Origin of the sequence: Polynucleobacter sp. HIN8, assembly GCF_030297615.1 — a bacterium.
Classification (GTDB): Bacteria; Pseudomonadota; Gammaproteobacteria; order Burkholderiales; family Burkholderiaceae; genus Polynucleobacter.
In genome coordinates this window covers 1-24,334 of sequence record NZ_AP028139.1, presented here as the reverse complement: position 1 = coordinate 24,334, position 24,334 = coordinate 1, and the positions used below count along the sequence as shown (strand labels likewise).

Genomic DNA, 24,334 nt, shown 5'->3' with positions numbered 1-24,334 from the left:
CATTCCAACCAAGCATTGGTTAATCCGGCACCCCTCAGCCCAGATCTTCCCCTTCCTCACCGCAAGGTTATTCGGTCATGGCTAAGCCCAATGACCGAGGCTAGAACGTTTAAGGCAATTTTGCTACTAGTTCTCGATGCCGTCTTATGGACTCTTAGCATTGCTGCCACGGTGTATTTTGAGAATATTCTGATTAAGGTTCTCTTCGGAGTAATTGCTGGCTTTATAACGGGAAGAATCTTTATTTTGGGGCACGACGCGTGCCATCAAAGCTTTACCCCCCATCGCGCCTTAAATAAAGTGCTTGGACGGATTGCTTTTTTGCCATCACTTACCCCATACAGCCTATGGGATATCGGCCATAACGTTGTCCATCATGGACAAACCAACCTCAAGGGTTTTGATTTCGTATGGGCGCCGCTTTCAAAGACAGAATACGATGCGCTGCCTAAATGGCGTCAATTTCTAGAGAGGCATTATCGAAGTGGCTGGGGGCCCGTTACTTATTATTTGATTGAAATATGGTGGAACAAAATGTTCTTCCCAAATAAAAAATATCGCCCAGCGGACCGCTCTATTTTCATAAAAGACAATCTTTTGGTTAGTGCCTTTGCCCTAATCTGGATTGGACTCTTAAGCATTTTTGCCGTCAATACTGGGCAATCTGTCCTTATCACTTTGCTGTGTGGCTTTGTGCTGCCCTACTTATTTTGGAACGGGATGATTGGATTTGTGGTCTATGTGCACCATACTCATCCGGCGGTTTGCTGGTACGACAATAAATCAGAGTGGTTGCGGGCCCAGCCTTTTGTTTCAACCACGGTTCACTTAACCTTTGGTTTCTATTGGGGCGCCTTGATGCATCACATCATGGAACATACCGCTCATCATGTGGATATGAGTGTTCCCCTTTACAACCTTCAGGCAGCCCAAAATCGGCTTGAAACCCTATTGCCAGAACGAATTATTGTTCAACCATTCTCTTGGAAGTGGTATTTTGATACCGCCAAGACCTGCAAACTTTATGACTTTACGGAAAAGGCCTGGCTTGATTTTGATGGCAAAAAAACGGCTGATTCTGTTCGGGTTCTGCTTACCCCCTCTAACAATGGGGAAACGAGGTAAAATAATGGTTTCGAGAAGATTTATCAGATTCCGTTATGACCACGTCAACCACCCCAACTCCCACCCAAGATACTTCTCCCAGCCTTAAGTTTTGCTCTTCATGCAGCCGGGAAAAAAGGTTGGAAGGCGGCACCTGGATTCCTACAAGCAACCGAAAACAGCGTTGGATTTGCGCCAGTTGCCTCTATAACCGCACTCACCGTACCGGCTCCGCTAAAACTTAAACGCCATCCCCCACGTAGGGATTGCTTTGCCTTTCGCGGCCAAAGGTCGACATTGGGCCGTGACCTGGTACAAAATGGACGTCGTTTCCTAACGGCCATAACTTTGTTTTGATTGCAGATATCAGATCTGCATGATTGCCTCTCGGAAAGTCAGTACGCCCAATTGAGCCGGCAAATAGAACATCGCCAACAAAAGCCAGGCGAGTTGGCTCATCGTAAAACACGATGTGGCCGGGTGTGTGCCCAGGACAATGGAACACCTTGAGTTCATGCTCTCCAAGCTGAACCGAATCGCCATCAAGTAACCAGCGATCCGGTTCAAAGGGTTCGGCCTCCCCAAAACCAAACCGTACTGTTTGCTCAGGAAGCTGATCAAGCCAAAATTTTTCAAGGTGATGGGGGCCCTCTATGGGAACCTGCCATTTTTTTGCGAGCTCTTTCGCCCCGGCACAGTGATCTAAATGACCATGTGTTAATAACACCTTACAAAGTTTGACATCAAGTTTCGATAAGGCATCCTCAATTTTCTCCAAATCCCCGCCCGGATCAACAACAGCCGCCTCTTTTGTTTTCTCACAAAACACGATCGAGCAATTTTGCTCGAACGGGGTCACGGGAACAATTGCGAGCTTTAAAGTCATGTCGGTATTATTAAACTTTTAATTAGAGTCGTTAAAATATTCTAATGAATATTTCTAGCAATCTTTTATTTGCTCAAACTCATGAGTGGATTAAACGTGGTGACGATAGCCTTTATTGGGTTGGTATTAGCAATCATGCCCAAGAAGCGCTCGGCGATATCCTTTTTCTAAAGCTTCCAGATATCGGATCTTGCTTAAAACAAGGTCAAGCATGCGCTACGATTGAATCGCTTAAAGCAGCAAGTGATATTCATGCTCCCATTAGTGGTGTCGTTGCTGAAATTAATGCCACAGCTACTGAAAATCCTGAAAGGATTAATACTCAGCCTTACGATGTTTGGCTCTTTAAGATCAAAGCAGATGACGAAGCAACATCTAATTTGGAGCTTGCATCATTAATGCCCAACCAACAATATGAGTCGGGCCTTAATAATTAAATAATCAATGGGTCGCGTTCAATTGACCAGCGTACTTTACTGATTTTTGAAATTCGTCCAACTGATCGTTCCCGCAGGTATTGGTCAAGAGCACTGAGTAAAGCTTGAAGTGGTCCTCTCTGTCGCGACTCTATTAATAATTGCGACCGCTCCCACCCCCCAAGGCGAGCAATTGATTTTGGTACTGGATCAAAAATGGTAATTCCGGCTTGAGTATCTGCGATGCTTTGTAAATATTCTTTTGTATGGTTTAGCCATGCCAACACTTCTTGCCTTTGCTTTGCCTCAGCATGCACCAAGGCTTGGTAACCAAATGGGGGCAGTCCTGCCTCCTGACGCGTTAACATTAAATTCTCCATAAATCCTGCTAGATCAAATGTTTTTATATATTGATAAACCGGGTCGTTTGGATAACGAGTTTCAATCAATATTTGTGTTGGTTCACCGCTAAAGCGACCAGCTCGCCCAGCAACCTGAACAAGTTGGGCAAATAAATGCTCTGGTGCCATATAGTCATTCGAATAAAGCCTAGCGTCTGCATCCAATACACAAACTAGGCCGATATTTTGATAATCATGCCCTTTAGCTAACATTTGTGTACCAACGATGATTTGTGCTGAACCATCATGTATTTCTCCAAATAGTGCGTCGCTTTTTTTACTTGTTCGTGCAGTGTCCGCATCGACTCGTAATACTTTGGCTTCTGGAAACAGTGTTTGCAGCTGATCTTCAATTTTTTGGGTTCCTCTTCCCAGCGGTTGTAAATCTGTATCGCCACACAGTGGACATCTTTGCGGAATGGTCTTTGCTTGACCGCAATGATGGCAACACATCATGGGTGATTTAAAGTGGCCCAGCTGGCGATGCATCACCATATAGCTTGAACAGTTGTTGCATTCGCTTAACCAGCCACAAGATAAACATGTAATCACCGGGGCCATGCCGCGGCGATTAATCAATATTAGGCTTTGTCGGTTTTTATGAAGGTTATCCTCAAGTGCCGAAATCATTTTCGAGTTAATGGTGATTGAGCCGGATGATTTATCAGGACTCACTAACTCAACACTCGGTGACTGAAACCCCCCAACCCGACCAGTCAATCGAATTTCTTGATAGCGGCCCTCTTTTACTGCGTGCCAAGTCTGGGAAGATGGAGTTGCCGATACCAAAATGATTGGAAGTCGTTCATTTTTTGCACGCCAAATGGCGAGGTCGCGTGCCGAATACCCGAGACCCTCTTGTTGTTTAAATGAGCTGTCATTTTCCTCATCGACAATGATCGCTACCAATTTTGGCAACGGGGTCATGATCGATAAACGCGTGCCTAATACAATGCGCGCCGCCCCTGTCATTGCTTGATGCCACGCAATGCCACGTTGTTTTTCTGTTAATCCACTGTGAAGTATCGCTAAGTTCTCTTCGGGGAAGTGCTCTTGAATCCGCCTTTGTAATTGTGGAGTTAGATTAATTTCGGGCAGCATGATTAATGCTTGGGCGCCGCGATCGAGTTTTAACAAGGATTCAATGAACGTAAGATAAACCGCGGTTTTCCCACTTCCGGTAACCCCATTGAGGAGGTATGTATTAAATGTTCCTGCTTGATGGTTACTCAGTATCTGAATTGCATGCGTTTGTTCTTCATTGAGCTGATTCTGGGCAATCTTCTTCTTACTGTTTGATTGCGCTGTCGCCTTTTCCTTTGCAATTAATTGCTCTAGTGGTTTATTCCAGTGAGTACTTGTACGCCACCATTTGGGTATTGCTGAAATGAGCGTTTCGCCAAGTCCATGAATGTAATATTGGGATGCAAAGTACCCTAACTGCATCAAACGGCTGTCAAGTGGGATTAAAGGGGCGACTTGAAGAACGTTTTTTAATTTGGTTTGATTTATTTGAGTGTAACTACTTACTTCTATGACTAGACCGACCAAATTTGTACGTCCAAAAGGAACCTCAACCAACATCCCAATCTCGGGTTTAGCGTTAAGAGAGGCTGAATTCCATGAGTAATCAAATGCGTCATTAAGTGGCCGATCAACAACAACTTTAACGATAATTGGTGCCGATTGGTTCATTTAGCGGTGTATTGAATAATCTGTGGATAACTTTGTGGACAACCATCAATTTTGCCAATATTCAAAAGAAGGGATAGCGGCCCCTAACTTAATTGAATAGAATCAAAATTAATGAATATTCAATTAAATCAATAACTTACAGCATATACTCAAACCAGGGTGTGTGGTCTGTTCACAATCTCCATGAAATCAAATGAGCAGCCATCGTATGTGCATAAGTCTACCCTTAAGCGAGCCTGTTTAAAGGGCTAAAGAGGCTAAATTAGGGCCTGCGTAAATGTTCTGAATACTCGATGACGGTCTTGGCTAAAACAGTGACGCTATCTGGATTAGTAAATTGAGAAATTCCATGGCCTAAATTAAAAATATGTCCATCAAGGGGGTGGAGGCCTGTCTTTAAGGCTGGGGCTGTGCCGAGGCCATCAAGAATTTTCTTGGCTTGTGCCTCAATTTGTTCTGGACTGGCAAATAAAGCCAAGGGGTCAAGATTACCCTGAAGTGCAATTATTTTGTTTTTTTCCACCAAGCGGGATCGTGCCATTGCCACTGACATTGTCCAATCGAGTCCAATAACATCGGCTCCAGATTCTGCCATGTCGTCAAGCCACAAACCACCGCCTTTGGTAAAAATGATGATTGGCACCTTTTGGCCATTTAACTCGCGAGGAAGCTGATTAATCACCTTGCGCATACTTGCCAAAGAAATATCTTGATACCACCCATCGGGCAACAGTCCGCCCCAGGTATCAAAAATCATCAGCGCTTGAGCGCCCGATCGTAATTGCTCGGTCAAATAGGCGGCTACCGATTGAATATTGATTTCTAAAATATGTTTAAGCAAATCTGGCCGATTAAACATCATGGTCTTCGCATGTCGAAAATCATCCGATCCCGAACCATCAACCATATAACAAGCCAGCGTCCAGGGGCTGCCCGAGAATCCGATCAGAGGAACGCGTTGCTTACCGTCCTGGATCAAGGACTTCCGAATTTGCGCTACTGCATCAAAGACGTATTGAAGTTGATGAAGATCTGCAGGCCTTAAGTTTTTAACAGCCTCCTCTGTTCGAAGAGGATTGGCAAAACTCGGCCCCTCGCCCGCAGCAAATTGAAGGCCAAGACCCATCGCGTCTGGAATGGTCAAAATATCGGAAAATAAAATAGCCGCATCCAAAGGATAGCGATCCAATGGTTGTAAGGTGACCTCTGTTGCATACGTGGGTGTTTTGGCAAGACCCAAAAAACTACCGGCCTTAGCCCGAGTTGCGTTGTATTCGGGAAGGTATCGACCAGCCTGACGCATCAGCCACAAAGGCGTGCGATCAGTTTTTTGGCCCAAACACGCTTTTAGGAAGCGATCGTTTGCTAACAATTAAATTACTTCTTACGACGCAATCGCGCAATGGCGGCTAACTGGGCAGCGGCAACAGCAAACTCGGATTGAACATGAGCAATATCAAAGTCGCCTGCACGATTTTGCATTGCTTCTTCAGCACGTTTTTTTGCCTCTAATGCTTTTGCCTCATCAAGATCATGACCGCGGATTGCAGTGTCAGCCAACACAATAATGCTGTCTGGCTGAACCTCCAAATAGCCGCCCGCCACAAATACAAACTCTTCATCGCCATCGGCTTTTTCAATACGTACCGAACCGGGCCGAATGCGCGTAATTAAGGGCGTGTGGCCATGCAAAATTCCCAGCTCGCCCGATTCTCCAGGGAGCGCTACGAATTTAGCGTCGCCACTAAAAATCGACTGCTCTGCACTGACCACATCAACACGAATGGTTGCCATTACAGTTTCTTCGCTTTCTCAATTGCCTCATCAATCGAACCAACCATATAAAAAGCCTGCTCAGGCAAATGATCGAGCTCACCGCTAACAATCATCTTAAAGCCACGAATTGTCTCTTTCAATGGAACGTATTTGCCAGGCGAGCCAGTGAAAACTTCAGCAACGTGAAATGGCTGGGATAAGAAACGCTGAATTTTACGAGCTCGGGCTACAGCCAACTTATCCTCTGGAGAAAGTTCATCCATGCCCAAAATAGCAATGATGTCACGGAGTTCTTTATAGCGCTGTAATGTAATCTGCACACCACGAGCCACCTCATAATGCTCAGTGCCCACAATTTGCGGATCAAGCTGTCGACTCGTTGAGTCAAGCGGATCAACCGCGGGATAAATTCCAAGCGCAGCAACATCACGCGACAACACTACCGTTGAATCTAAGTGTGCGAATGTTGTTGCTGGTGATGGGTCAGTTAAGTCGTCCGCAGGAACATAAACGGCCTGAATCGATGTAATTGAGCCCTTTTTTGTGGAAGTGATTCGCTCTTGGAGTTTACCCATTTCCTCTGCCAGGGTAGGCTGATAACCAACGGAAGATGGCATACGCCCCAGTAAAGCAGAAACTTCTGTTCCTGCAAGGGTATAACGATAAATGTTATCTACGAAGAATAGGATGTCGCGGCCTTCATCACGGAAAGCCTCTGCCATTGTCAATCCAGTAAGTGCTACTCGCAGGCGATTTCCAGGGGGTTCGTTCATTTGCCCAAAAACCATTGCAACCTTATCAACCACGTTGGACTCTTTCATCTCATGGTAGAAGTCATTGCCCTCACGCGTCCGCTCGCCCACACCAGCAAACACAGATAATCCAGAGTGTTGCTTGGCGATATTGTTAATGAGTTCCATCATGTTTACGGTCTTGCCGACGCCGGCGCCACCAAACAATCCAACCTTTCCGCCCTTTGCAAAGGGACAAACAAGATCAATCACCTTAATTCCGGTTTCAAGCAAATCAACCGACGGAGATAGGTCATTAAATTCTGGAGCAAGTTGATGAATTGAGCGGCGCTCCTGGGTTGCTATTGGGCCGGCATCATCGATGGGCCGACCTAACACATCCATAATGCGCCCGAGAGTTGCAGGACCAACAGGGACAGAAATACCGGCCCCAGTAGCCTTTACTTCCATACCGCGACGCAAGCCGTCGCTTGCACCCATTGCAATTGCGCGAACGACACCATCGCCAATTTGTTGCTGAACCTCAAAGGTCAGTCCTTTTTCAGCAAAGCTGGCTTCCGAACTATCTATCAGCGTCAGAGCATCATAGATGCTGGGCATCTGATCCCTAGGAAACTGAATGTCTACTACTGCGCCGATACATTGAACAATATTTCCGGTACTCATCACATTTCTCCGCTATTTAATCTCTTAATCATTTAGACTGCCGCTGCGCCACCAACAATTTCTGACAACTCTTTTGTAATTGCTGCTTGACGCGTTTTGTTATAAGTCAGTTGCAACTCACCAATCACATTTTTGGCGTTATCGGACGCGGCTTTCATTGCAACCATCCTCGCCGATTGTTCGGACGCCATGTTTTCTGCCACTGCCTGGTAAATCAGCGCTTCAATGTAGCGCTTAAGTAAGCCATTTAATATCGACTCGGCATCGGGCTCATAGATATAATCCCAGCCAGCTTTGCCATTTGCATCTTGAGCTAATTCATCGCCTGAGAGAGGCAAAAGCTTCTCTAGCACTGGTTCCTGCTTCATCGTGTTGACAAATCGCGTATAGGCTAAGTAGACAGCATCAACCTCGCCGCGCTCAAATGCTTCTAATTGGGCAGTAATAGCCCCAATCAAAATATCCATGTGCGGGGTATCTCCCAAGTGCACCGATTGGGACAAAATTTTTGCCTTCGCTCTATTCAAAAACTGAAAACCCTTTGAGCCAATCGCAGTGAATTGGGTCGAAATATTTTTTTCTTTGAATTCTCGAATTTGATTTGTTAAAACCCGAAAAACGTTAGTGTTTAAGCCGCCACAAAGTCCCTTATCGGTACTAACAACGATTACTCCTGCAGCCTTCACATCGCGCTCAGCCATATACACTGGTCGATACTCGGGATTTGCATTTGCAAGGTGGGACGCGATAATTCGAATCTTTTCAGAATAAGGGCGCGCTGCACGCATTCGCTCTTGGGCACGACGCATTTTTGAAGCAGCAACCATCTCCATTGCCTTGGTAATCTTTCGCGTATTTTGTACGCTCTTGATTTTGCTTCGAATTTCTTTTGTGCTAGCCATAGTAAATTAGATTAAAAGGTTCCTGACCGCTTAAAGTCTTCGATAGCGGCCCTGAGAGCAGCCTCATCCTCTTTCGTTAAATCTTTCGTATCTTCAATCCGATTAACTAGACTTGCATATTTAGACTTAAGGTGCTCGTGTAGGCCCTTTTCGAAAGGCAACACTTGCTTAATATCCAGGTCATCAAAAAAGCCGTTGTTTACCGCATACAGTGATGCTGCCATTTGCCAAACCTGCATGGGCATGTACTGAGGCTGCTTTAACAATTCAGTAACACGTCGACCGCGCTCCAATTGCTTTAGGGTTGCCTCGTCAAGGTCGGAGGCAAATTGTGCAAAAGCTGCAAGCTCGCGATACTGTGCAAGGTCGGTACGAATTCCGCCAGATAATTTTTTAATAATTTTTGTTTGTGCTGCACCGCCCACACGCGATACGGAAATACCCGCATTAATCGCAGGACGAACACCCGCATTAAACAAATCGGTTTCCAAGAAAATCTGGCCGTCCGTAATCGAAATAACGTTGGTTGGCACAAATGCGGAGACGTCACCAGCTTGGGTCTCAATCACGGGGAGCGCGGTGAGGGATCCAGTCTTTCCTTTTACTGCACCGTTGGTAAATTTTTCAACATAATCTGGATTGACCCGGGCAGCCCGCTCTAGTAAGCGAGAGTGTAAATAGAACACATCGCCAGGATAGGCTTCGCGACCAGGAGGGCGACGAAGGAGCAATGAGATTTGTCGATAAGCCACCGCTTGCTTTGAAAGGTCGTCGTAAATAATCAGCGCATCTTCGCCGCGATCACGGAAATACTCACCCATCGTGCAACCCGTATATGCGGATAAATACTGCATTGCTGCAGACTCTGATGCGCTTGCAGCAACCACAATGGTGTATTCCATGGCACCAAGTTCGGTGAGTTTGCGAACGACGTTCACAATAGTCGAGGCTTTTTGTCCGATTGCAACATAAATACAATAAAGGCCTTTGCCCTTTTGATTAATGATGGCGTCGATTGCTACAGCCGTTTTACCGGTTTGTCTATCTCCAATAATTAACTCGCGCTGACCCCGGCCAATTGGCACCATTGAGTCAATCGCCTTGAGTCCTGTTTGAACCGGCGTACTAACTGACTGACGCGCGATAACTCCGGGCGCAACTTTTTCAATGTAATCGGTAAGTTTTGTATTAATTGGGCCCTTACCATCAATTGGCTGTCCAAGTGCGTTTACTACGCGTCCCAATAACTCGGGTCCGATTGGGACTTCTAAAATACGCCCTGTGCATTTAACCGAATCACCTTCCTTAATATGCGTGTATTCGCCCAAAACAACGGCGCCCACAGAGTCTCGCTCTAAATTAAGTGCTAGGCCAATTGTGTTGTTCGGAAACTCCAACATCTCGCCTTGCATAACGCCAGAGAGTCCATAGATTCGACAAATACCATCGGTCACAGAAATAACCGTGCCTTGATTACGAATCTTTGAATCAACCCCTAATTCATTAATTCGGCTTTTGATCAGTTCGCTGATCTCGGAAGGGTTCAGTTGCATCAATTGCTCCTAAATATAAATCGAATAATCTCAATAACGATACGTTACGCGCTCAAGTTGGTTTGCATTTGTGCCAACCTTGCCTTAATGGAGCCGTCCAATACCTCGTCACCAACCTGAATATGAACACCACCAATCAAGTTGGGATCCACAATCACGGTAGGACGCAAATCTTTTCCACCAAAATGCTTTTTAAGGCTCTTCAGTAAGTCTGTAAGCGCGCTTCCCTCCAAAGGAAATGCGGAGGTAATGAGCGCTTCTGCTGCGCCCTCACTTTTGTTTTTCATGGCAGAGAACTGCTTAGAAATCTCAGGCAGTGCGACTAACCGATGGTTATTGGCCAATAGTTTTAAGAAATTCGCGAGCGCTTCAGAGGGTTTCGTTTTAAGCAAACCCTCGACCAAAGCGACCAAATCATTCGTGCTCAACTTAGGATTATTGGCTAATGCCAATAACTCTTTATTCTCAAAAAAAGCAGCCAGTTCCTCAAGCTGCTTTGACCAAACGTCAAGATCGCTCGGTTTTGCACTTGCAAATAGTGCTTCTGCGTAAGGGCGCGCAATAGTGGCAATATCGGCCATTTATAGTTCTGCCTTTAGTTGCTCAAGTAAAGCGGCGTGGGATTTTGGATCAACCTCCCGTCGCAAAATTTGCTCGGCGCCCTTGACTGCCAATGCCGCAACTTGATTACGTAACTCATCGCGGGCTTTGCCGATTTGCTGTTCAGCATCCAATTTTGCTTGTGCAATGATTCGAGCTGCCTCAGCTTGAGCGTTCGCCTTGATTTCTTCCGCCGTTAGTTGTGCTCGCTTCTCAGCCTCTGCAACACGCTGAACACCCTCTTGGCGCGCAGAGGCCATAGCCTCTTCTGCTTTCTTGGTGGCATTAGCTAAATCAATTTTGCCGCGCTCTGCTGCTGCAAGACCTTGGGCAACCTTTGTAGCACGCTCATCAAGAGCTTTAACAAGCGGCGGCCAAACAAAGCGAGCGACCACCCACCACAAGATGAAGAAGACAATCATTTGCGCGAATAATGTCGCGTTTAGATTCACGATATTCCTTTCAGTGCTCTCAAAGTATGGGTCAACGACCCAGCCTTAATTACTTAATAACAGCTAGCAATGGGTTAGCAAAAGCAAATAACATTGCAACACCAACACCGATCAAGAATGCAGCATCGATCAAGCCTGCCAATAAAAACATTTTGGTTTGGAGTTCATTCATCAGCTCTGGCTGACGAGCCGCGCCTTCAATAAATTTTCCACCCATTAGACCAATGCCCAAACAGGCGCCCAAAGCACCAAGGCCAATGATTAGACCAATACCAATTGCTGTAAGGCCCTGTATGTTTGCTAGAAATGCTTGCATGTCAACTCCTAAGTAATAAAAGTGCTGTTAAAAATAAAACGATTAATGATGGCTATGCGCCTGCCCGATGTAAACCAATGTCAACATCATAAAAATAAATGCTTGTAACAAAATGACAAGAATATGAAAGATTGCCCAAGCAGATCCTGCAATTACATGTCCAACCAAACCCAAAGCGCTGAAATCGAGGCTAAAGGTCCAGATGCTTCCCAAGAGAGCAATTAATAAGAAAATTAATTCTCCCGCGTACATATTGCCAAACAACCGCATACCCAAAGACACGCCTTTCGCAATATATTCAATAATGTTTAATATCAAATTGAAAGGAGCCAAATACCATTTGGCTCCAAAGGGGGCCGATAGAAGTTCATGAACGAATCCGCCGACGCCTTTTATTTTGAAACTGTAGAAGAAAACCAAAATAAGAACCGCAAAAGACATTCCAAGGGTTGCATTTAAATCGGTGGTTGGAACCAACTTGTGATGGGGAACATGGATTCCAAAATTTTCCAAGAAATGATTGACTCCGACGACCCAATCAACAGGAACCAAATCAAGGGTATTAAGTAAAACAATCCAGCAAAAAACAAAGAGGGCAAGTGGAGCAATGTAACTTCGATCGCCATGAACGATACTTTTTGATTGGGTCTCAACCATTTCAACTAGCATCTCAACTAGGGCCTGAAAGCGTCCGGGTACTCCCGGGGTGGCGCGTCTCGCAGCAAGCAACAAAAAACCCACCGCCAATAGACCCATCAAAATGGTCCAAAATAATGTGTCTAAATTAATAACACTGAAATCAATAATAGAGGCTTGTGCCCCACCAATATTGTTGAGATTTTGTAAATGCTCAGCAATGTATGCTGTGGGAGTTAACGGCTCGCTTGGAGCTCCGTGTGCTGCACTTGCCATGTTTAAGTAATTCCTTTGTACTTAATTAAAACCATTTACCGCCAAAACCACGCCAGCCAGTAACACTTAAGCGTCACAACATACGTGATTAGCAATGGTATCCACTGCAAATCTGGGTAACTCAATGCCACCCCGACAAATAGCGCAATTGTTACAGCGATTTTTAAAAATTCACCTGAAACAACTGCTGCCAAAAGACTCCCAGGGCTTTTGTTTTTTTGCTTATTTGCTAAGCCCATTCTCAGAGCAAACAAGGCCGCAGGGAAAAATCCAATAAAGCCACCCACAAAAGCTGAATAAGTATAAACGCTCAGCCCACGAGGGTTTGCAAAAGTTGACCAAGCAACTGCCATCACAAGCGTCATGATTACCTGTAAAAGGATGATGGCCCATGGTGACATGCTTGAAAAAGCACTACGGTTGGTCCCTTTAAGAACCTCCATCTCTTCTCTAGAGTAGGTTCTAAAAGAATCGGCCTCTTCATCAAGCTCTTGCCATGATGGTTTTGGCGCCAAATGCTCTTTTTTATGAATCAACTAAGCCTCAAAATTTTAGTGTTCGCTCTCGGGAAGGTCAATTAATATCCCTCGAGATGAATCAGTCATTGTCAATGCCTAACTTCTTAAGTAGGGCGTCCAGTTCATCAAAATGGCTGTAGTGAAAGCGTAGCTCCCCACCCTTTTTATTGGTCTTAAAGACTGCTTCTAGACCCACTAGATCCGACAGGGTTTGTGCCAGGCGACTGTAATCTTGGCTTGTTGAGGCGCCTACTTTTCTTTTGAGAGGGGCTTTTCGAGCTAAATCGCCAGCGGCCAGGGCTACTGTACTCGCCAATCGCTCTGTCTCTCGCACCGAAAGCCCTTGGGCAATAATTTTTTGGGCCAAGGCAACCTGGCTTGAGCCTGGAAGGGTTAAAAGCGCCCTGGCATGACCCATATCTAAATCACCAGATAAAAGCATTGCTTGAACCGCTCCTGAAAGCTGCGATAAGCGAAGCAAATTAGTTATAGCGCTCCTGGATTTGCCCACAGCCTTCGCAGCCTGCTCATGGGTAAAACTAAACTCATTAATTAATCGTGATAGACCGCGCGACTCTTCCAGTGGGTTTAAATCTTCTCGCTGCATGTTCTCAATGAGCGCAATCGCTGCCGCAGCTTGATCGTCGGCCTCCAAGACCCGAACGGGTACCTCATCAAGGCCAGCAAGCGTTGCTGCTCGAAAACGGCGTTCGCCAGCGATGATTTCGTAACGCCCATTGTCAATTTCACGAACCAAAAGAGGCTGCATCACACCGCGCTCTCGAATGCTGTCGGCCAGCTCTTTTAGAGGCTCGTCGGCCATGATGGTCCGTGGCTGATACTTACCTGCCTGCAAAAGTTTCAGCGGCAATGATTGCGATCCTTTTCCAGAGAGAGGGCTTACGTCGTCCCCCTTATTGCTGGCGCTTAATAATGCGTCGAGACCGCGCCCCAATCCCTTTTTCTTGCTTGCACTCATCGTTTGCCTACATGGTTTTAATTCGTTGAACCATTTCGCCCGCAAAATCAATATAAGCCTGGGCTCCTCGAGATGATCTGTCAAAGATGATTCCTGGCAAACCAAATGAGGGGGCCTCTGCTAAACGTACGTTGCGAGGAATAATTGTTTTAAACACCTTGTCTCCAAAGTGAATATTGAGCTGTTCTGATACCTGCTGTTGCAAGGTGACCCTGGCATCAAACATAACCCGCAGAAGTCCAATGATTTTTAAATCCGGATTTAAATTTGCATGAACTTGCTTAATAGTGTTTACAAGGTCCGAGAGCCCCTCGAGTGCAAAGTATTCGCACTGCATCGGAACCACCACGCCATTTGCTGCACATAAGCCATTGAGGGTCAATAAAGACAGTGCAGGGGGGCAATCTATCAAAATGAAATCGTATTGGTCTGCAAGCTCGTTTAGTGCATTTTTTAGCCTTACTTCTCGCCCTTCCAGCTCAACCAATTCAACTTCGGCCCCAGCCAAATCGCGATTTGCAGGCAAAACGCTATAACCAGATTCCTTTGAAAACTGGATTGCCTCAGTCGCAGATGCAATCCCAATCAGTACGTGATAAACACCACTTTTAATCGATGATTTATCAATCCCCGACCCCATGGTTGCGTTTCCCTGAGGATCTAAGTCCACCAAAAGAACTCGCTGTCTCTGGGCAACGAGCCCCGCAGCCAAGTTGACTGCCGTGGTTGTTTTTCCAACGCCACCTTTTTGATTTGCGATACAGAATGTTTTGGCCATAATTTTTTTACTGTTGGTATTGGAAAACTAATAATCGGCGATCAAGCTGTTGCCCAGGCAAAGACAGCTGGCACTCCTCTAGCAGCCTCCAGTCTTTACTCGATACTTCAGAAATTTCTTCTTTGCTTTGTTGGCTCTTCATTGCAAACACAAGGCCCGATGATTTTAATAAAGGTTCCGATAGCTCCAGCAGTTTATTTAGACGCGTAAATGCTCGTGCTGTTATGGCATCAAAAGACGTTGCATGAGACGTCGCTAGACTTTCAACTCGATTTGCCATTACTTGAAGATTGCCAAGCCCTAAACCGCCTCGCACATGCTGCAGAAAAGCGGCTTTTTTCTTACTTGTTTCAACCAGAGTAAATGACCAAGAGGGTTGAAGGACTGCCAACGGGATACCGGGTAGGCCTCCCCCCGACCCTAAATCGGCAATGTGAGTCATTGATTGATTGGATTGCAAGTAACGTCGCAGAATTGGCAAAATAATAATTGAATCAATAAGATGTAAATGAAGCGCTGCTTCTGTTTCATTAATGGCGGTGAGATTGTGAACCCGATTCCAGCGCTGCAACTCGCCTAAAAAATATTGCATTGCAGCAGTCTCGCTTTGGGTAAGGCCAAACTCTTTTAGGCCCTTATCAACCACCAAGCTCATGTTATTTTTTGGGTCTTAGCAATACCCTTTTTTAGGTGGACCAAAAGCAAGGATATTGCTGCCGGCGTTACCCCGGAAATGCGCGATGCTTGGCCCAGAGTCTCTGGCTGATGCAGGTTTAATTTTTGCCAGACCTCAACCGATAGGCCCTTAACAAGGGAATAGTCCAAGTCTTGCGGTAGGCGAAGGGTTTCATAATGCTCATGGCGCTCGATTTCAATTCGTTGGCGCTCAATATAACCCTCATATTTGATTGAAACCTCCACCTGGTCAAAAATCTGTCGCTCGAGATAGGGGTCTTCAAGCCTTGGGGATTCTTCCGCAAAGGAGGGATCAACCTGAATCAGCGAACGATAATCAACTTCGGGACGCCTTAAAACCTCTGCAAGGCTACACTCGTGCGCCAAGGCTTGACCAAGAAAGGTTTCTAACCGTTCTGCCGTGTGATGTTTCGGGCCAACCCGCACTGAACGAAGGCGCAATGTTTCACGTGAAACATGCTCCTGCTTTCTTAAAAAAAACTCCCATTGCTCATCGCCGACCAGTCCAAGCCTTCTTCCGGCCTCTGTAAGTCGCGCATCTGCATTATCCTCACGCAAGCTTAGACGATACTCGGCACGGCTAGTAAACATTCGGTAGGGTTCTTGTACTCCGCGTGTAATTAAGTCATCAACCAAAACCCCAATGTAGGATTCGCTTCTTTTGGGTAGCCAAGGCTCTTTCTCGTCTGCGGCGAGGCTTGCATTAATGCCTGCCAGCAGCCCCTGAGCGGCAGCCTCTTCATATCCGGTTGTTCCATTAATCTGCCCAGCAAAATATAAGCCCTTAATCGCTTTGGTTTCCAGGCTGTGCTTGAGTTGTCGCGGATCAAAATAATCGTACTCAATGGCATATCCAGGGCGCACAATATCAGCGCTTTCAAGCCCACGAATGCTGTGGACAAGGGCCATTTGAATATCGAAGGGCAAACTGGTCGAAATCCCATTTGGATAAAACTCATTAGTCGTTAAGCCTTCCGGCTCCAGGAAGATTTGGTGACTCTCTTTCGTGGCAAAACGATGGATCTTGTCTTCGATTGAAGGGCAGTATCGTGGGCCGACCCCCTCAATGACCCCTGTATACATGGGCGAACGATCCAGCCCAGAACGAATAATGTCATGTGTCTGACTATTGGTATGGGTTATCCAGCACGGCACTTGGCGAGGGTGCTGCTCGGGCCTGCCCATAAATGAAAAACATGGAATGGGGTCCAGATCACCAGCCTGCTCTTGCATAACAGAGAAGTTAATCGTCTTGCCATCAATGCGGGGTGGGGTACCGGTTTTTAGGCGGCCCTGGGGTAGCTTAAGCTCTTTTAGACGAGCTGAAAGGGTGGTTGCTGCAGGATCTCCCGCACGACCACCGCTATGGTTTGCCAATCCAATATGGATTTTTCCATCCAAAAAAGTACCGGCCGTTAATACAACCTTTTTTCCCTCAAATTGAAGCCCGTTTTGGGTTTTAACCCCCCGAACCTGATCGCCATAAACAATCAGATCATCAACCGCGGCTTGAAATAAGGTTAAATTAGCTTGGTTCTCTAGGCGCCGACGAATTGCCGCCTTATATAAAATACGGTCGACTTGGGCTCGCGTCGCCCGAACTGCCGGACCTTTGCTGGAGTTTAAAATTCGAAATTGAATGCCAGCCTCATCCGTCGCTGAGGCCATGGCCCCGCCCAAAGCATCAATTTCTTTTACTAGATGACCCTTACCAATACCTCCGATCGAGGGATTGCAGCTCATTGCCCCCAGGGTTTCAATACTATGCGTTATCAGGAGGGTTTTTGATCCCCTGCGAGCCGATGCGAGAGCGGCCTCAGTCCCGGCATGGCCGCCGCCGACCACAATCACATCAAATTTCTTGAAATAAAACATGGATTTGCCCAATTAGGGCGTAGATCATAGCATTTTTACTGTTTCACGTGAAACATCAAAATAATTAATGCATTATCTAAAATATAAACCCTTGATTTAATTGGAAAAAAATGCGGAATATGCTGATCGTACAATCAGCGCCAAAACCACAATCAAGAAAATTTTTCGGACAAATTGGCTTCCGTGTGTAATTGCCAAGATGCTGCCCACTTGGCTACCAATAATATTAGCAACCATAAGAGTCAAGCCAAGAGGCCAATCAATAAAACCAAGGCTTGTAAGCATCAGGATTGTGGCTAGATTGGTTGTAACATTTACGAGCTTGGTAGCAGCCGAAGCATGCAAAAAATCAAAGTGAAAGATTCGAACAAATGCAAATAGAAAAAAGCTTCCGGTTGCGGGCCCAAAAAAACCATCATAAAACCCAATGACTAAACCCATGGCCGCCGCCTTAACGGCTTCATGACGACCTATTTTGTGGGTGGGGCGATTTTCAGCGCCCATATTTGGAGCAAACCAAGTGTAAGCAAGTAAGGCTGCCAACATGAACGGCAACGCTTTACGCAGAGGTTCTGGCGGAAAAACACTAACGGCTAGAGCACCCAAGAGAGCGCCGATGAATCCAGCAACAATCGCCGGGCCCAGAATATTCCACGGCAACTTAGCGTGACGTAAATACCGCCTAGCTGCATTAATTGTTCCACCAATCGAAGAAACTTTATTGGCACTTAATAGGGTTGCGGGGTGGGTATCTGGGTAAGCAGCGAATAAAGCGGGCACCTGAATCAATCCGCCGCCGCCAGCAATTGCGTCAACCAGGCCAGAGGCAAATGCGGCTACCAAAAGCAAAAGCCAAAGATATGAACTAAAGTCGACTACGGTTTCCAAAATTTAGCGCAATGAATAGTTGGCTAACGAGCCTGCGACTTCCAAGCCACAAACTTGGCAAGCGCCTCTTTACAAACTTCATCAAGCATATCAAGCGGCATGCGCTGCGCCCCCTGAATAATCATCAGTGCGTACGGCTTTGCTAAGGCGCCCGCCTCTTTGGATAAAACTAACTCGTCGCCTTTAGAGGGTGATTGTGTGCGCCAATAATTTATGGCGGCCTCTAAATCTTGGATGGAAACAAACACCATGATGACATCAAATCAATCGATATCAAGCATTGTGCCTCGGCACTTTTTGTTGCCACAATAGCAAGCGTATTCCTTTAGCAACTTTTTTGTCGGCTTTTCGTCCAAATTGAGTGAGTAATCGTAAAAAAGCTCTTCTCCTGGAAGAAGTTTGCGCTTCGCAAATATAAAAACGCGACCCTCACCATCAACAGCAATTTCGTCCGCTTTGCAATTTGGCTTACACGAGTGGTTAATCCAGCGAGCGGCGTTCCCACCAACATTTGCATCGATAACACGTCCGTCTTCTAGCGAAAAATAAAAAGTATGATTTGGCTGCTCTGGGTCATGTGGGTGACGCCGCAAAGCCTCCTTCCAACTAATCCGTTCACCAATATATTCAATGATTGCTGACCCTTTAGGGATTTCTTTTTTTACAAAAACGCCGCGGCCATGAATTTTGGAATTTTTAACGGCAATAAATGACTTCGCCACGATTTTCGGGGCTTTGTTTTTTTTCATGGGATTAAATGTCTAGATTGCGCGCAATCAAAGCGTTCTTTTCAATAAAGGCACGCCGAGGATCAACTTCGTCGCCCATTAGGGTTGTAAAAACCTGATCGGCCATGATGGCGTCTTCAATTTGAACGCGCAACAACCTTCTGGTGCTTGCATCCATTGTTGTTTCCCAAAGCTGCTGGGGATTCATTTCGCCCAAACCTTTGTAACGCTGGCGACTGATGGAGCGCTCGGCTTCGGAGAGCAACCATTCAAACGCGCCACGAAAATCAGCAACCACGCTCTCTTTGTTTGATTTCTCTGGGTCTCCGCGTCGCACACGACTACCCGCTGGAACTTTGCCAGCAAGCGATGCAGCGGCATTCATAAGGCTTTGATAATCGTCGCTAGCAACAAAATCTGAACTAATTACCGAAATTTTTAAATTACCATGCACGCGCTTTGACAACAATAGTCGATAGCGCTCCGTTCTCTCTTCCTTTTGGACCACAATGTCGGTGGGTATAGATAAGGGGCTTGCATTTTGCAAAAATGCACTACGCAAACGGTCTGCCGAATCGCTAGCTGCTGCCTCTGTATCAAAATTCAAGGTTACGCCCGCCGCCACCGCCCGAAGAGCATCTTCATCCATTGTTCGTGATAGCCGATCAACCACAGCCTGAATATTTTGATAGTGTTTTGCAAGACCCTCAAGTTCCTGTCCTAAAAGTCGCTCTCCCGCAGGGGTTTCGATAGAGGCCTGTTCAAGAGCAACCCTAAACAGCAGTTGATTTAATTCGGCATCATCCTTAATGTATTGTTCGCTTTTACCAAACTTAACCTTGTAGAGCGGGGGCTGAGCAATATAAACATGTCCGCGCTCAATTAGCTCCGGCATTTGGCGATAGAAAAAAGTTAAAAGCAATGTGCGGATGTGGCTACCATCCACATCGGCGTCGGTCATGATAATGATCCGGTGATAGCGCAACTTATCTGCTTTATATTCCTCGGCACCAATGCCAGTTCCCAAAACCGTAATCAAGGTAACAACCTCTTGGCTACTCAACATCTTGTCAAAGCGCGCTTTTTCAACATTTAAGATCTTGCCTTTAAGCGGCAAGATGGCCTGGAATTTTCGGTCGCGCCCCTGCTTGGCGGAGCCGCCCGCCGAGTCTCCCTCAACAATGAACAGTTCGGATTTTGCCGGGTCTTTTTCCTGACAATCCGCAAGCTTGCCGGGTAGGCCAATGCCGTCAAGAGCCCCTTTGCGACGTGTCATTTCACGAGCTTTGCGCGCTGCCTCGCGAGCTTTAGCGGCATCAACAATCTTGCCACACAGAATTTTTGCATCTTGTGGCTTCTCAGCCAAATATTCTGCAAGCGCCTGGGCAACAACATCTTCGACCGGGCCCCGAACCTCGCTGGACACTAATTTATCTTTGGTTTGACTTGAAAACTTTGGTTCCGGGACCTTTACCGAAAGGACGCAGGTAAGCCCCTCGCGCATGTCATCGCCTGAGATCTCAACTTTTGCTTTTTTTGCAATCTCATTTTCATCAATATATTTATTGATAACGCGGGTCATGGCGGCGCGCAGGCCGGTTAGGTGTGTACCTCCATCGCGCTGAGGGATGTTATTTGTAAAACACAAAACTTGTTCGTTGTAACCATCGTTCCATTGCATGGCAACCTCAACGGTAATCTGACCGCCAAGATCAGAGGGCCGCTCAGCCAGGGCGTGAAAAATATTTGGGTGCAATACGGTTTTGGTTTGGTTGATGTACTCAACAAACCCCCTCACCCCGCCGGAGAATGCAAAATCTTCCTCTTGCCCGCTTCGCTGATCAACCAAACGAATGTGAACGCCATTATTGAGAAATGAAAGCTCACGAATTCGTTTTACAAGGATCTCGTAGTGATACTCAATGTTGCCAAAAATTTCTTCATCGGCCAGAAAATGAACTTCGGTGCCTCGTAAATCGGTTTCTCCAGTAACCGAAATTGGAGACACCTCAACACCATTTTCAATTTGAATGTTTCGGTTTTGAACAACCCCGCGACCAAACTCCATATGATGAACTTTGCCATCACGTCGTATCGTCAAACGCAACCACTTAGAAAGGGCGTTAACACAGCTAACTCCCACACCATGTAGGCCGCCAGAAACCTTATATGAGTTTTGATCAAATTTACCCCCAGCATGAAGTTCGGTCATCACAATTTCAGCCGCACTTCGCTTGGGTTCATGTTTATCGTCAAACTTGATGCCGGTAGGTACGCCCCTTCCATTATCAATAATGGAAATGGAGTTGTCCGTGTGAATTACTACTGATATTTCTGTGCAATACCCTGCTAGAGCCTCATCAATCGAATTATCAAGAACTTCGAATACCAAGTGATGTAAGCCGGTCCCGTCAGATGTATCCCCAATATACATTCCTGGACGCTTACGTACCGCTTCTAGTCCCTCTAATATTTGAATGGATGAGGCGCCATATTGCTCATTACTTTGGTTTTCTAAAGACATGAAATTTTCTAATTTGAACTTATAAGAACAACAAAACCTAAATACGCATCGGCATTACAACGTACTTAAATGCTTCTGATCCTGGTAATGTAATGACGGCGCTGCTATTGGCATCCCCAAGACTAATCTGAATCGCTTCGTTTTTAATGTTTGCGAGGACATCAAGAAGGTAACTAACATTGAAACCGATCTCAACTGTGTCGCCATCATAAGTGGTCTCTATTTCCTCTTGGGCTTCTTCTTGTTCAGCATTGGTAGACTGTATAGTAATTTTGTTGCTTGTTAATGAAAAACGAACACCTTTGAATTTTTCAGTTGTCAGAATAGCTGCTCGTTGAAGAGCTGCTTGCAATGTCTCACGATTAACAGAAAGTGAATTTTTTTGGCCCTTCGGAATTACGCGTTGGTAGTCCGGGAACTTACCCTCAACCAGTTTCGAAATTAGCTCGATATCACCGAAGTTAAACTTAATCTGGTTGTTACTAATGCTGATCTCAACCGATTCGTCGGTTTCTTGTAGTAAATGTTGACACTCAAGAATTGTTTTGCGCGGAATAATAATCTCTTGTTTTTGCCCATTTCCTGAAGGTGCGGTGTCAAGCTCAACATGGCTATAGGCTAACCGATGGCCATCGGTTGCAACAGCAACCAGATCCTTTCCATCAACAACCAAAAGCATGCCATTTAAGTAATAACGAATATCTTGCTGAGCCATTGCAAAATAAACTTGACTGATGAGTTGGCGAAGCTTCTTTTGACTCATTGCCCAACTCGATTGAGCCTCTGAGTTGGTTTGCATGACCGGAAATTCGGTTGCCGCTAAGGTTTGGAGGGAAAACCGACTCTTGCCGCTTTGCACGACCATCTTATTGTCTTTAAGATTAAGACTTACGGGCCCCTCGGGCAAGGCTCGCAAAATATCCAATATCTTTCGAGCCCCCACTGTTGTTGTCACATCATCAGAACCAACCCCAAAGTTCGCTTTTGTTGTAATCTGAATTTCAATATCCGTAGATACAAACGAAATCGACGGCCCCGTTTTTTTAAATAGTAAATTCGCCAGGATTGCCAGCGTGTGGCGACGCTCAACAATGCCACTAACGACCTGTAGAGGCTTTAGTATTTCATCTCGGGTGGCATTGATCAGCTGCATTGTTTTTTTATTTCCTTTGTATATTTATATCGTAGTAATAATTAGGGTTGTGTTTTCTGTTTATAAGTTAAATTTTATAGTGAAATCAAGGCTTTTTCGAGAAAATTTGCTGTGCATAAGTGCCAAATAACTCATGAACAAATTGTGAATAACATCGCATTAGGATAATACAAACAACTTATTCAAAAAACTATTAAGCGTTTCTTAACGCGGTTATCCCACCATCTTTCCACAAGTTTATCCACAGGTTAATTCTTAAGACTTTGTTCGAGAACGTGCAATTCGTGGTTAAGATGAGAATCGTGCTGGCGCTCCTCAGCAATTTTACGAACCGCATGCAAAACGGTAGTGTGATCTCTGCCACCAAATAACTCGCCAATTTCGGGCAAACTCTTTTGGGTTAGTTCTTTAGCAATAAACATCGCAATTTGACGAGGGCGAGCAATGTTGGCGGGCCGTTTTTTTGAATACATGTCGGCAACCTTGATGTTATAAAAGTTGGCAACCGTTTTTTGGATACTTTCAACTGAAATTTGTCGATTTTGGATAGACAAAAGATCTTTAAGTGCGCTGCGCGCCACCTCAATATTGACTTCCTTGCCATGAAAGTGAACGTACGCCAAGATTTTTCTAAGTGCACCCTCAAGCTCACGAATGTTTGAACGCAGGTGCTTAGCCACAAAAAAAGCGACATCTTCGCTCATCGGGATGCCTTCAATAGCAGCCTTTTTCATCAAAATAGCAACCCGCATTTCTAGCTCTGGCGGTTCAATGGCAACCGTTAGCCCAGAGTCGAAGCGTGAAATGAGGCGCTCATCAATACCCTCCATTTCCTTTGGATAGGTATCGCTGGTAATAATTACTTGTGCCCCATTACTAATCAGAGCTTCAAACGCATAAAAGAACTCTTCTTGGGTGCGGGATTTTCCACCAAAAAATTGAATATCATCAATTAACAACAGGTCCAAAGAGTGGTAGTACCGCTTAAATCGATCAAACGCCTTTTGCTGATAGGCCCTCACAACGTCGGATACATACTGTTCCGCGTGGATATATCGAATTTTGGCATCGGGCTTTTCTTTAAGGAGGTGATTCCCAATAGCATGTATTAAGTGGGTTTTGCCAAGGCCCACGCCGCCATACAAAAACATCGGGTTATACGATGCCCCCGGGTTGTGGGCAACCTGAATGGATGCCGCACGAGCCAACTGATTTGCTTTGCCTGTAACAAAACTCTCAAAAGTTAGCCCAGGATTAAGCTTTGAATGGTCGCGATCCTGGGGGGTCGATCCAATGCCGATCTCTAGAACCTCGCCCCCGTCGGTTCCTAAGTCGCCGCCAGAAAGGGCGGCGCCCGACGGCGCAGCGGTGTCAACCGAAGCATCCACTAATTTTTCTTGACGGAAAACCGTATTAACGACTTTGGAGGGATCTTTCGTCGAATCGGCGCCGAGTGTAAATTGAATGTTAATAGTGCTGCCAAAATAAGAGGAGGCTATTTCGTGAAGCCTGGCAGAAAAGGTGCGCTTAATCCAGTCAAGCTTGAAGGGGTTGGGAGCACCAATGAGTAGTAAACGCTCACTTTCGTCATAACCCTTTAATTTTAAAGGTTGAATCCAGGTTTTGAATTGTTGTGGTGACAGCTCTTTAGCTAAAATCTCCATAGCTAAATCCCAAAACCCAAGTGGATTCGGGTGTGTCAGGAGTGGGGGGATTTCTAGTTTACTCATATGAAATTCAGGAGTTGATTGTAGCGAGGGATAA

At 45.8% G+C, this 24,334-nt stretch carries 24 protein-coding genes; 2 read left to right on the top strand and 22 right to left on the bottom strand.

Annotated elements, in window-relative coordinates; translation table 11 throughout:
- The first annotated feature begins 90 nt into the window (after positions 1–90).
- On the top strand, positions 91–1,125 hold the full coding sequence (locus tag QUE65_RS00120; RefSeq protein WP_286282525.1) for a fatty acid desaturase: 1,035 nt from the start codon (positions 91–93) through the stop codon (positions 1,123–1,125).
- A gap of 220 nt (positions 1,126–1,345) precedes the next feature.
- Here the strand turns inward: QUE65_RS00120 and QUE65_RS00115 are convergent, their stop codons facing one another.
- Positions 1,346–1,990: an MBL fold metallo-hydrolase gene (locus QUE65_RS00115; RefSeq protein ID WP_286281079.1), complete on the bottom strand. Its 645-nt coding sequence runs from the start codon at positions 1,988–1,990 to the stop codon at positions 1,346–1,348.
- Positions 1,991–2,034: 44 nt separating this feature from the next.
- Here QUE65_RS00115 and gcvH point away from each other — a divergent pair, with 44 nt between their 5' ends.
- A complete protein-coding gene (gene gcvH, locus QUE65_RS00110) occupies positions 2,035–2,427 on the top strand; it encodes a glycine cleavage system protein GcvH (protein ID WP_286281078.1) in 393 nt (130 codons plus the stop codon).
- Here gcvH and priA read toward each other — a convergent pair.
- The 21 genes from priA to dnaA form a co-directional block, all read right to left on the bottom strand.
- Positions 2,424–4,502, bottom strand: a complete 2,079-nt coding sequence (gene priA, locus QUE65_RS00105; protein WP_286281076.1) for a replication restart helicase PriA — start codon at positions 4,500–4,502, stop codon at positions 2,424–2,426. The two genes, gcvH and priA, sit on opposite strands and share 4 nt — an antisense overlap.
- A 262-nt stretch (positions 4,503–4,764) precedes the next feature.
- The gene (gene hemE, locus QUE65_RS00100; RefSeq protein ID WP_286281075.1) at positions 4,765–5,874 is read right to left on the bottom strand and encodes a uroporphyrinogen decarboxylase; all 1,110 of its coding nucleotides are present in this window, start codon (positions 5,872–5,874) and stop codon (positions 4,765–4,767) included.
- A 5-nt stretch (positions 5,875–5,879) separates the two neighbouring features.
- Positions 5,880–6,296: a F0F1 ATP synthase subunit epsilon gene (locus QUE65_RS00095; RefSeq protein ID WP_215370769.1), complete on the bottom strand. Its 417-nt coding sequence runs from the start codon at positions 6,294–6,296 to the stop codon at positions 5,880–5,882.
- Positions 6,296–7,696 (bottom strand): F0F1 ATP synthase subunit beta, encoded by a 1,401-nt coding sequence (atpD, locus tag QUE65_RS00090; protein WP_286281074.1) that lies wholly within the window; start codon positions 7,694–7,696, stop codon positions 6,296–6,298. Before atpD ends, QUE65_RS00095 begins: the two co-directional genes overlap by 1 nt.
- Positions 7,697–7,728: 32 nt before the next feature.
- Complete coding sequence (gene atpG / locus QUE65_RS00085) at positions 7,729–8,598, bottom strand: F0F1 ATP synthase subunit gamma (protein WP_286281072.1); 870 nt, start codon at positions 8,596–8,598, stop codon at positions 7,729–7,731.
- An 11-nt stretch (positions 8,599–8,609) separates the two neighbouring features.
- On the bottom strand, positions 8,610–10,151 hold the full coding sequence (atpA, locus tag QUE65_RS00080; protein WP_215370760.1) for a F0F1 ATP synthase subunit alpha: 1,542 nt from the start codon (positions 10,149–10,151) through the stop codon (positions 8,610–8,612).
- Between the two features lie 44 nt (positions 10,152–10,195).
- Positions 10,196–10,732, bottom strand: coding sequence for a F0F1 ATP synthase subunit delta (locus QUE65_RS00075; RefSeq protein WP_286281070.1), 537 nt, complete (start codon positions 10,730–10,732; stop codon positions 10,196–10,198).
- Complete coding sequence (locus tag QUE65_RS00070; protein ID WP_286281066.1) at positions 10,733–11,203, bottom strand: F0F1 ATP synthase subunit B; 471 nt, start codon at positions 11,201–11,203, stop codon at positions 10,733–10,735.
- Between the two features lie 49 nt (positions 11,204–11,252).
- Positions 11,253–11,519, bottom strand: coding sequence for a F0F1 ATP synthase subunit C (gene atpE / locus QUE65_RS00065; RefSeq protein ID WP_215370752.1), 267 nt, complete (start codon positions 11,517–11,519; stop codon positions 11,253–11,255).
- A 42-nt stretch (positions 11,520–11,561) separates the two neighbouring features.
- Positions 11,562–12,431: a F0F1 ATP synthase subunit A gene (gene atpB / locus QUE65_RS00060; protein WP_215370749.1), complete on the bottom strand. Its 870-nt coding sequence runs from the start codon at positions 12,429–12,431 to the stop codon at positions 11,562–11,564.
- A gap of 35 nt (positions 12,432–12,466) precedes the next feature.
- Positions 12,467–12,967 (bottom strand): ATP synthase subunit I, encoded by a 501-nt coding sequence (locus QUE65_RS00055; RefSeq protein ID WP_286281061.1) that lies wholly within the window; start codon positions 12,965–12,967, stop codon positions 12,467–12,469.
- A 61-nt stretch (positions 12,968–13,028) separates the two neighbouring features.
- A complete protein-coding gene (locus QUE65_RS00050; protein ID WP_286281060.1) occupies positions 13,029–13,928 on the bottom strand; it encodes a ParB/RepB/Spo0J family partition protein in 900 nt (299 codons plus the stop codon).
- A gap of 7 nt (positions 13,929–13,935) precedes the next feature.
- Positions 13,936–14,706, bottom strand: coding sequence for a ParA family protein (locus QUE65_RS00045; RefSeq protein WP_215370743.1), 771 nt, complete (start codon positions 14,704–14,706; stop codon positions 13,936–13,938).
- Between the two features lie 7 nt (positions 14,707–14,713).
- A complete protein-coding gene (gene rsmG / locus QUE65_RS00040; RefSeq protein ID WP_286281055.1) occupies positions 14,714–15,361 on the bottom strand; it encodes a 16S rRNA (guanine(527)-N(7))-methyltransferase RsmG in 648 nt (215 codons plus the stop codon).
- A complete protein-coding gene (gene mnmG / locus QUE65_RS00035; RefSeq protein ID WP_286281053.1) occupies positions 15,358–17,277 on the bottom strand; it encodes a tRNA uridine-5-carboxymethylaminomethyl(34) synthesis enzyme MnmG in 1,920 nt (639 codons plus the stop codon). The genes rsmG and mnmG overlap by 4 nt, the downstream gene beginning before the upstream one ends.
- A 96-nt stretch (positions 17,278–17,373) precedes the next feature.
- On the bottom strand, positions 17,374–18,165 hold the full coding sequence (locus QUE65_RS00030) for a sulfite exporter TauE/SafE family protein (protein WP_458574757.1): 792 nt from the start codon (positions 18,163–18,165) through the stop codon (positions 17,374–17,376).
- Between the two features lie 23 nt (positions 18,166–18,188).
- Positions 18,189–18,416 (bottom strand): DUF3717 domain-containing protein, encoded by a 228-nt coding sequence (locus QUE65_RS00025; protein WP_286281052.1) that lies wholly within the window; start codon positions 18,414–18,416, stop codon positions 18,189–18,191.
- A 12-nt stretch (positions 18,417–18,428) separates the two neighbouring features.
- Positions 18,429–18,887: an SET domain-containing protein gene (locus QUE65_RS00020; RefSeq protein ID WP_215372426.1), complete on the bottom strand. Its 459-nt coding sequence runs from the start codon at positions 18,885–18,887 to the stop codon at positions 18,429–18,431.
- A 31-nt stretch (positions 18,888–18,918) separates the two neighbouring features.
- On the bottom strand, positions 18,919–21,417 hold the full coding sequence (gene gyrB, locus QUE65_RS00015) for a DNA topoisomerase (ATP-hydrolyzing) subunit B (protein ID WP_286281051.1): 2,499 nt from the start codon (positions 21,415–21,417) through the stop codon (positions 18,919–18,921).
- 37 nt (positions 21,418–21,454) lie between these two features.
- The gene (gene dnaN, locus QUE65_RS00010; protein WP_286281050.1) at positions 21,455–22,570 is read right to left on the bottom strand and encodes a DNA polymerase III subunit beta; all 1,116 of its coding nucleotides are present in this window, start codon (positions 22,568–22,570) and stop codon (positions 21,455–21,457) included.
- A gap of 248 nt (positions 22,571–22,818) precedes the next feature.
- Positions 22,819–24,234: a chromosomal replication initiator protein DnaA gene (gene dnaA, locus QUE65_RS00005; protein ID WP_458574780.1), complete on the bottom strand. Its 1,416-nt coding sequence runs from the start codon at positions 24,232–24,234 to the stop codon at positions 22,819–22,821.
- Between the last annotated feature and the right edge of the window lie 100 nt (positions 24,235–24,334).

Coding starts and splice junctions, on each gene's coding strand:
- QUE65_RS00120 (WP_286282525.1), top strand. CDS start 91: ATGACCGAGGCTAGAACGTTTAAGGCAATTTTGCTACTAGTTCTCGAT.
- QUE65_RS00115 (WP_286281079.1), bottom strand. CDS start 1,990: ATGACTTTAAAGCTCGCAATTGTTCCCGTGACCCCGTTCGAGCAAAAT.
- gcvH (WP_286281078.1), top strand. CDS start 2,035: ATGAATATTTCTAGCAATCTTTTATTTGCTCAAACTCATGAGTGGATT.
- priA (WP_286281076.1), bottom strand. CDS start 4,502: ATGAACCAATCGGCACCAATTATCGTTAAAGTTGTTGTTGATCGGCCA.
- QUE65_RS00095 (WP_215370769.1), bottom strand. CDS start 6,296: ATGGCAACCATTCGTGTTGATGTGGTCAGTGCAGAGCAGTCGATTTTT.
- atpD (WP_286281074.1), bottom strand. CDS start 7,696: ATGAGTACCGGAAATATTGTTCAATGTATCGGCGCAGTAGTAGACATT.
- atpG (WP_286281072.1), bottom strand. CDS start 8,598: ATGGCTAGCACAAAAGAAATTCGAAGCAAAATCAAGAGCGTACAAAAT.
- atpA (WP_215370760.1), bottom strand. CDS start 10,151: ATGCAACTGAACCCTTCCGAGATCAGCGAACTGATCAAAAGCCGAATT.
- QUE65_RS00075 (WP_286281070.1), bottom strand. CDS start 10,732: ATGGCCGATATTGCCACTATTGCGCGCCCTTACGCAGAAGCACTATTT.
- atpE (WP_215370752.1), bottom strand. CDS start 11,519: ATGCAAGCATTTCTAGCAAACATACAGGGCCTTACAGCAATTGGTATT.
- atpB (WP_215370749.1), bottom strand. CDS start 12,431: ATGGCAAGTGCAGCACACGGAGCTCCAAGCGAGCCGTTAACTCCCACA.
- QUE65_RS00050 (WP_286281060.1), bottom strand. CDS start 13,928: ATGAGTGCAAGCAAGAAAAAGGGATTGGGGCGCGGTCTCGACGCATTA.
- QUE65_RS00045 (WP_215370743.1), bottom strand. CDS start 14,706: ATGGCCAAAACATTCTGTATCGCAAATCAAAAAGGTGGCGTTGGAAAA.
- rsmG (WP_286281055.1), bottom strand. CDS start 15,361: ATGAGCTTGGTGGTTGATAAGGGCCTAAAAGAGTTTGGCCTTACCCAA.
- mnmG (WP_286281053.1), bottom strand. CDS start 17,277: ATGTTTTATTTCAAGAAATTTGATGTGATTGTGGTCGGCGGCGGCCAT.
- QUE65_RS00025 (WP_286281052.1), bottom strand. CDS start 18,416: ATGGTGTTTGTTTCCATCCAAGATTTAGAGGCCGCCATAAATTATTGG.
- gyrB (WP_286281051.1), bottom strand. CDS start 21,417: ATGTCTTTAGAAAACCAAAGTAATGAGCAATATGGCGCCTCATCCATT.
- dnaN (WP_286281050.1), bottom strand. CDS start 22,570: ATGCAGCTGATCAATGCCACCCGAGATGAAATACTAAAGCCTCTACAG.
- dnaA (WP_458574780.1), bottom strand. CDS start 24,234: ATGGAGATTTTAGCTAAAGAGCTGTCACCACAACAATTCAAAACCTGG.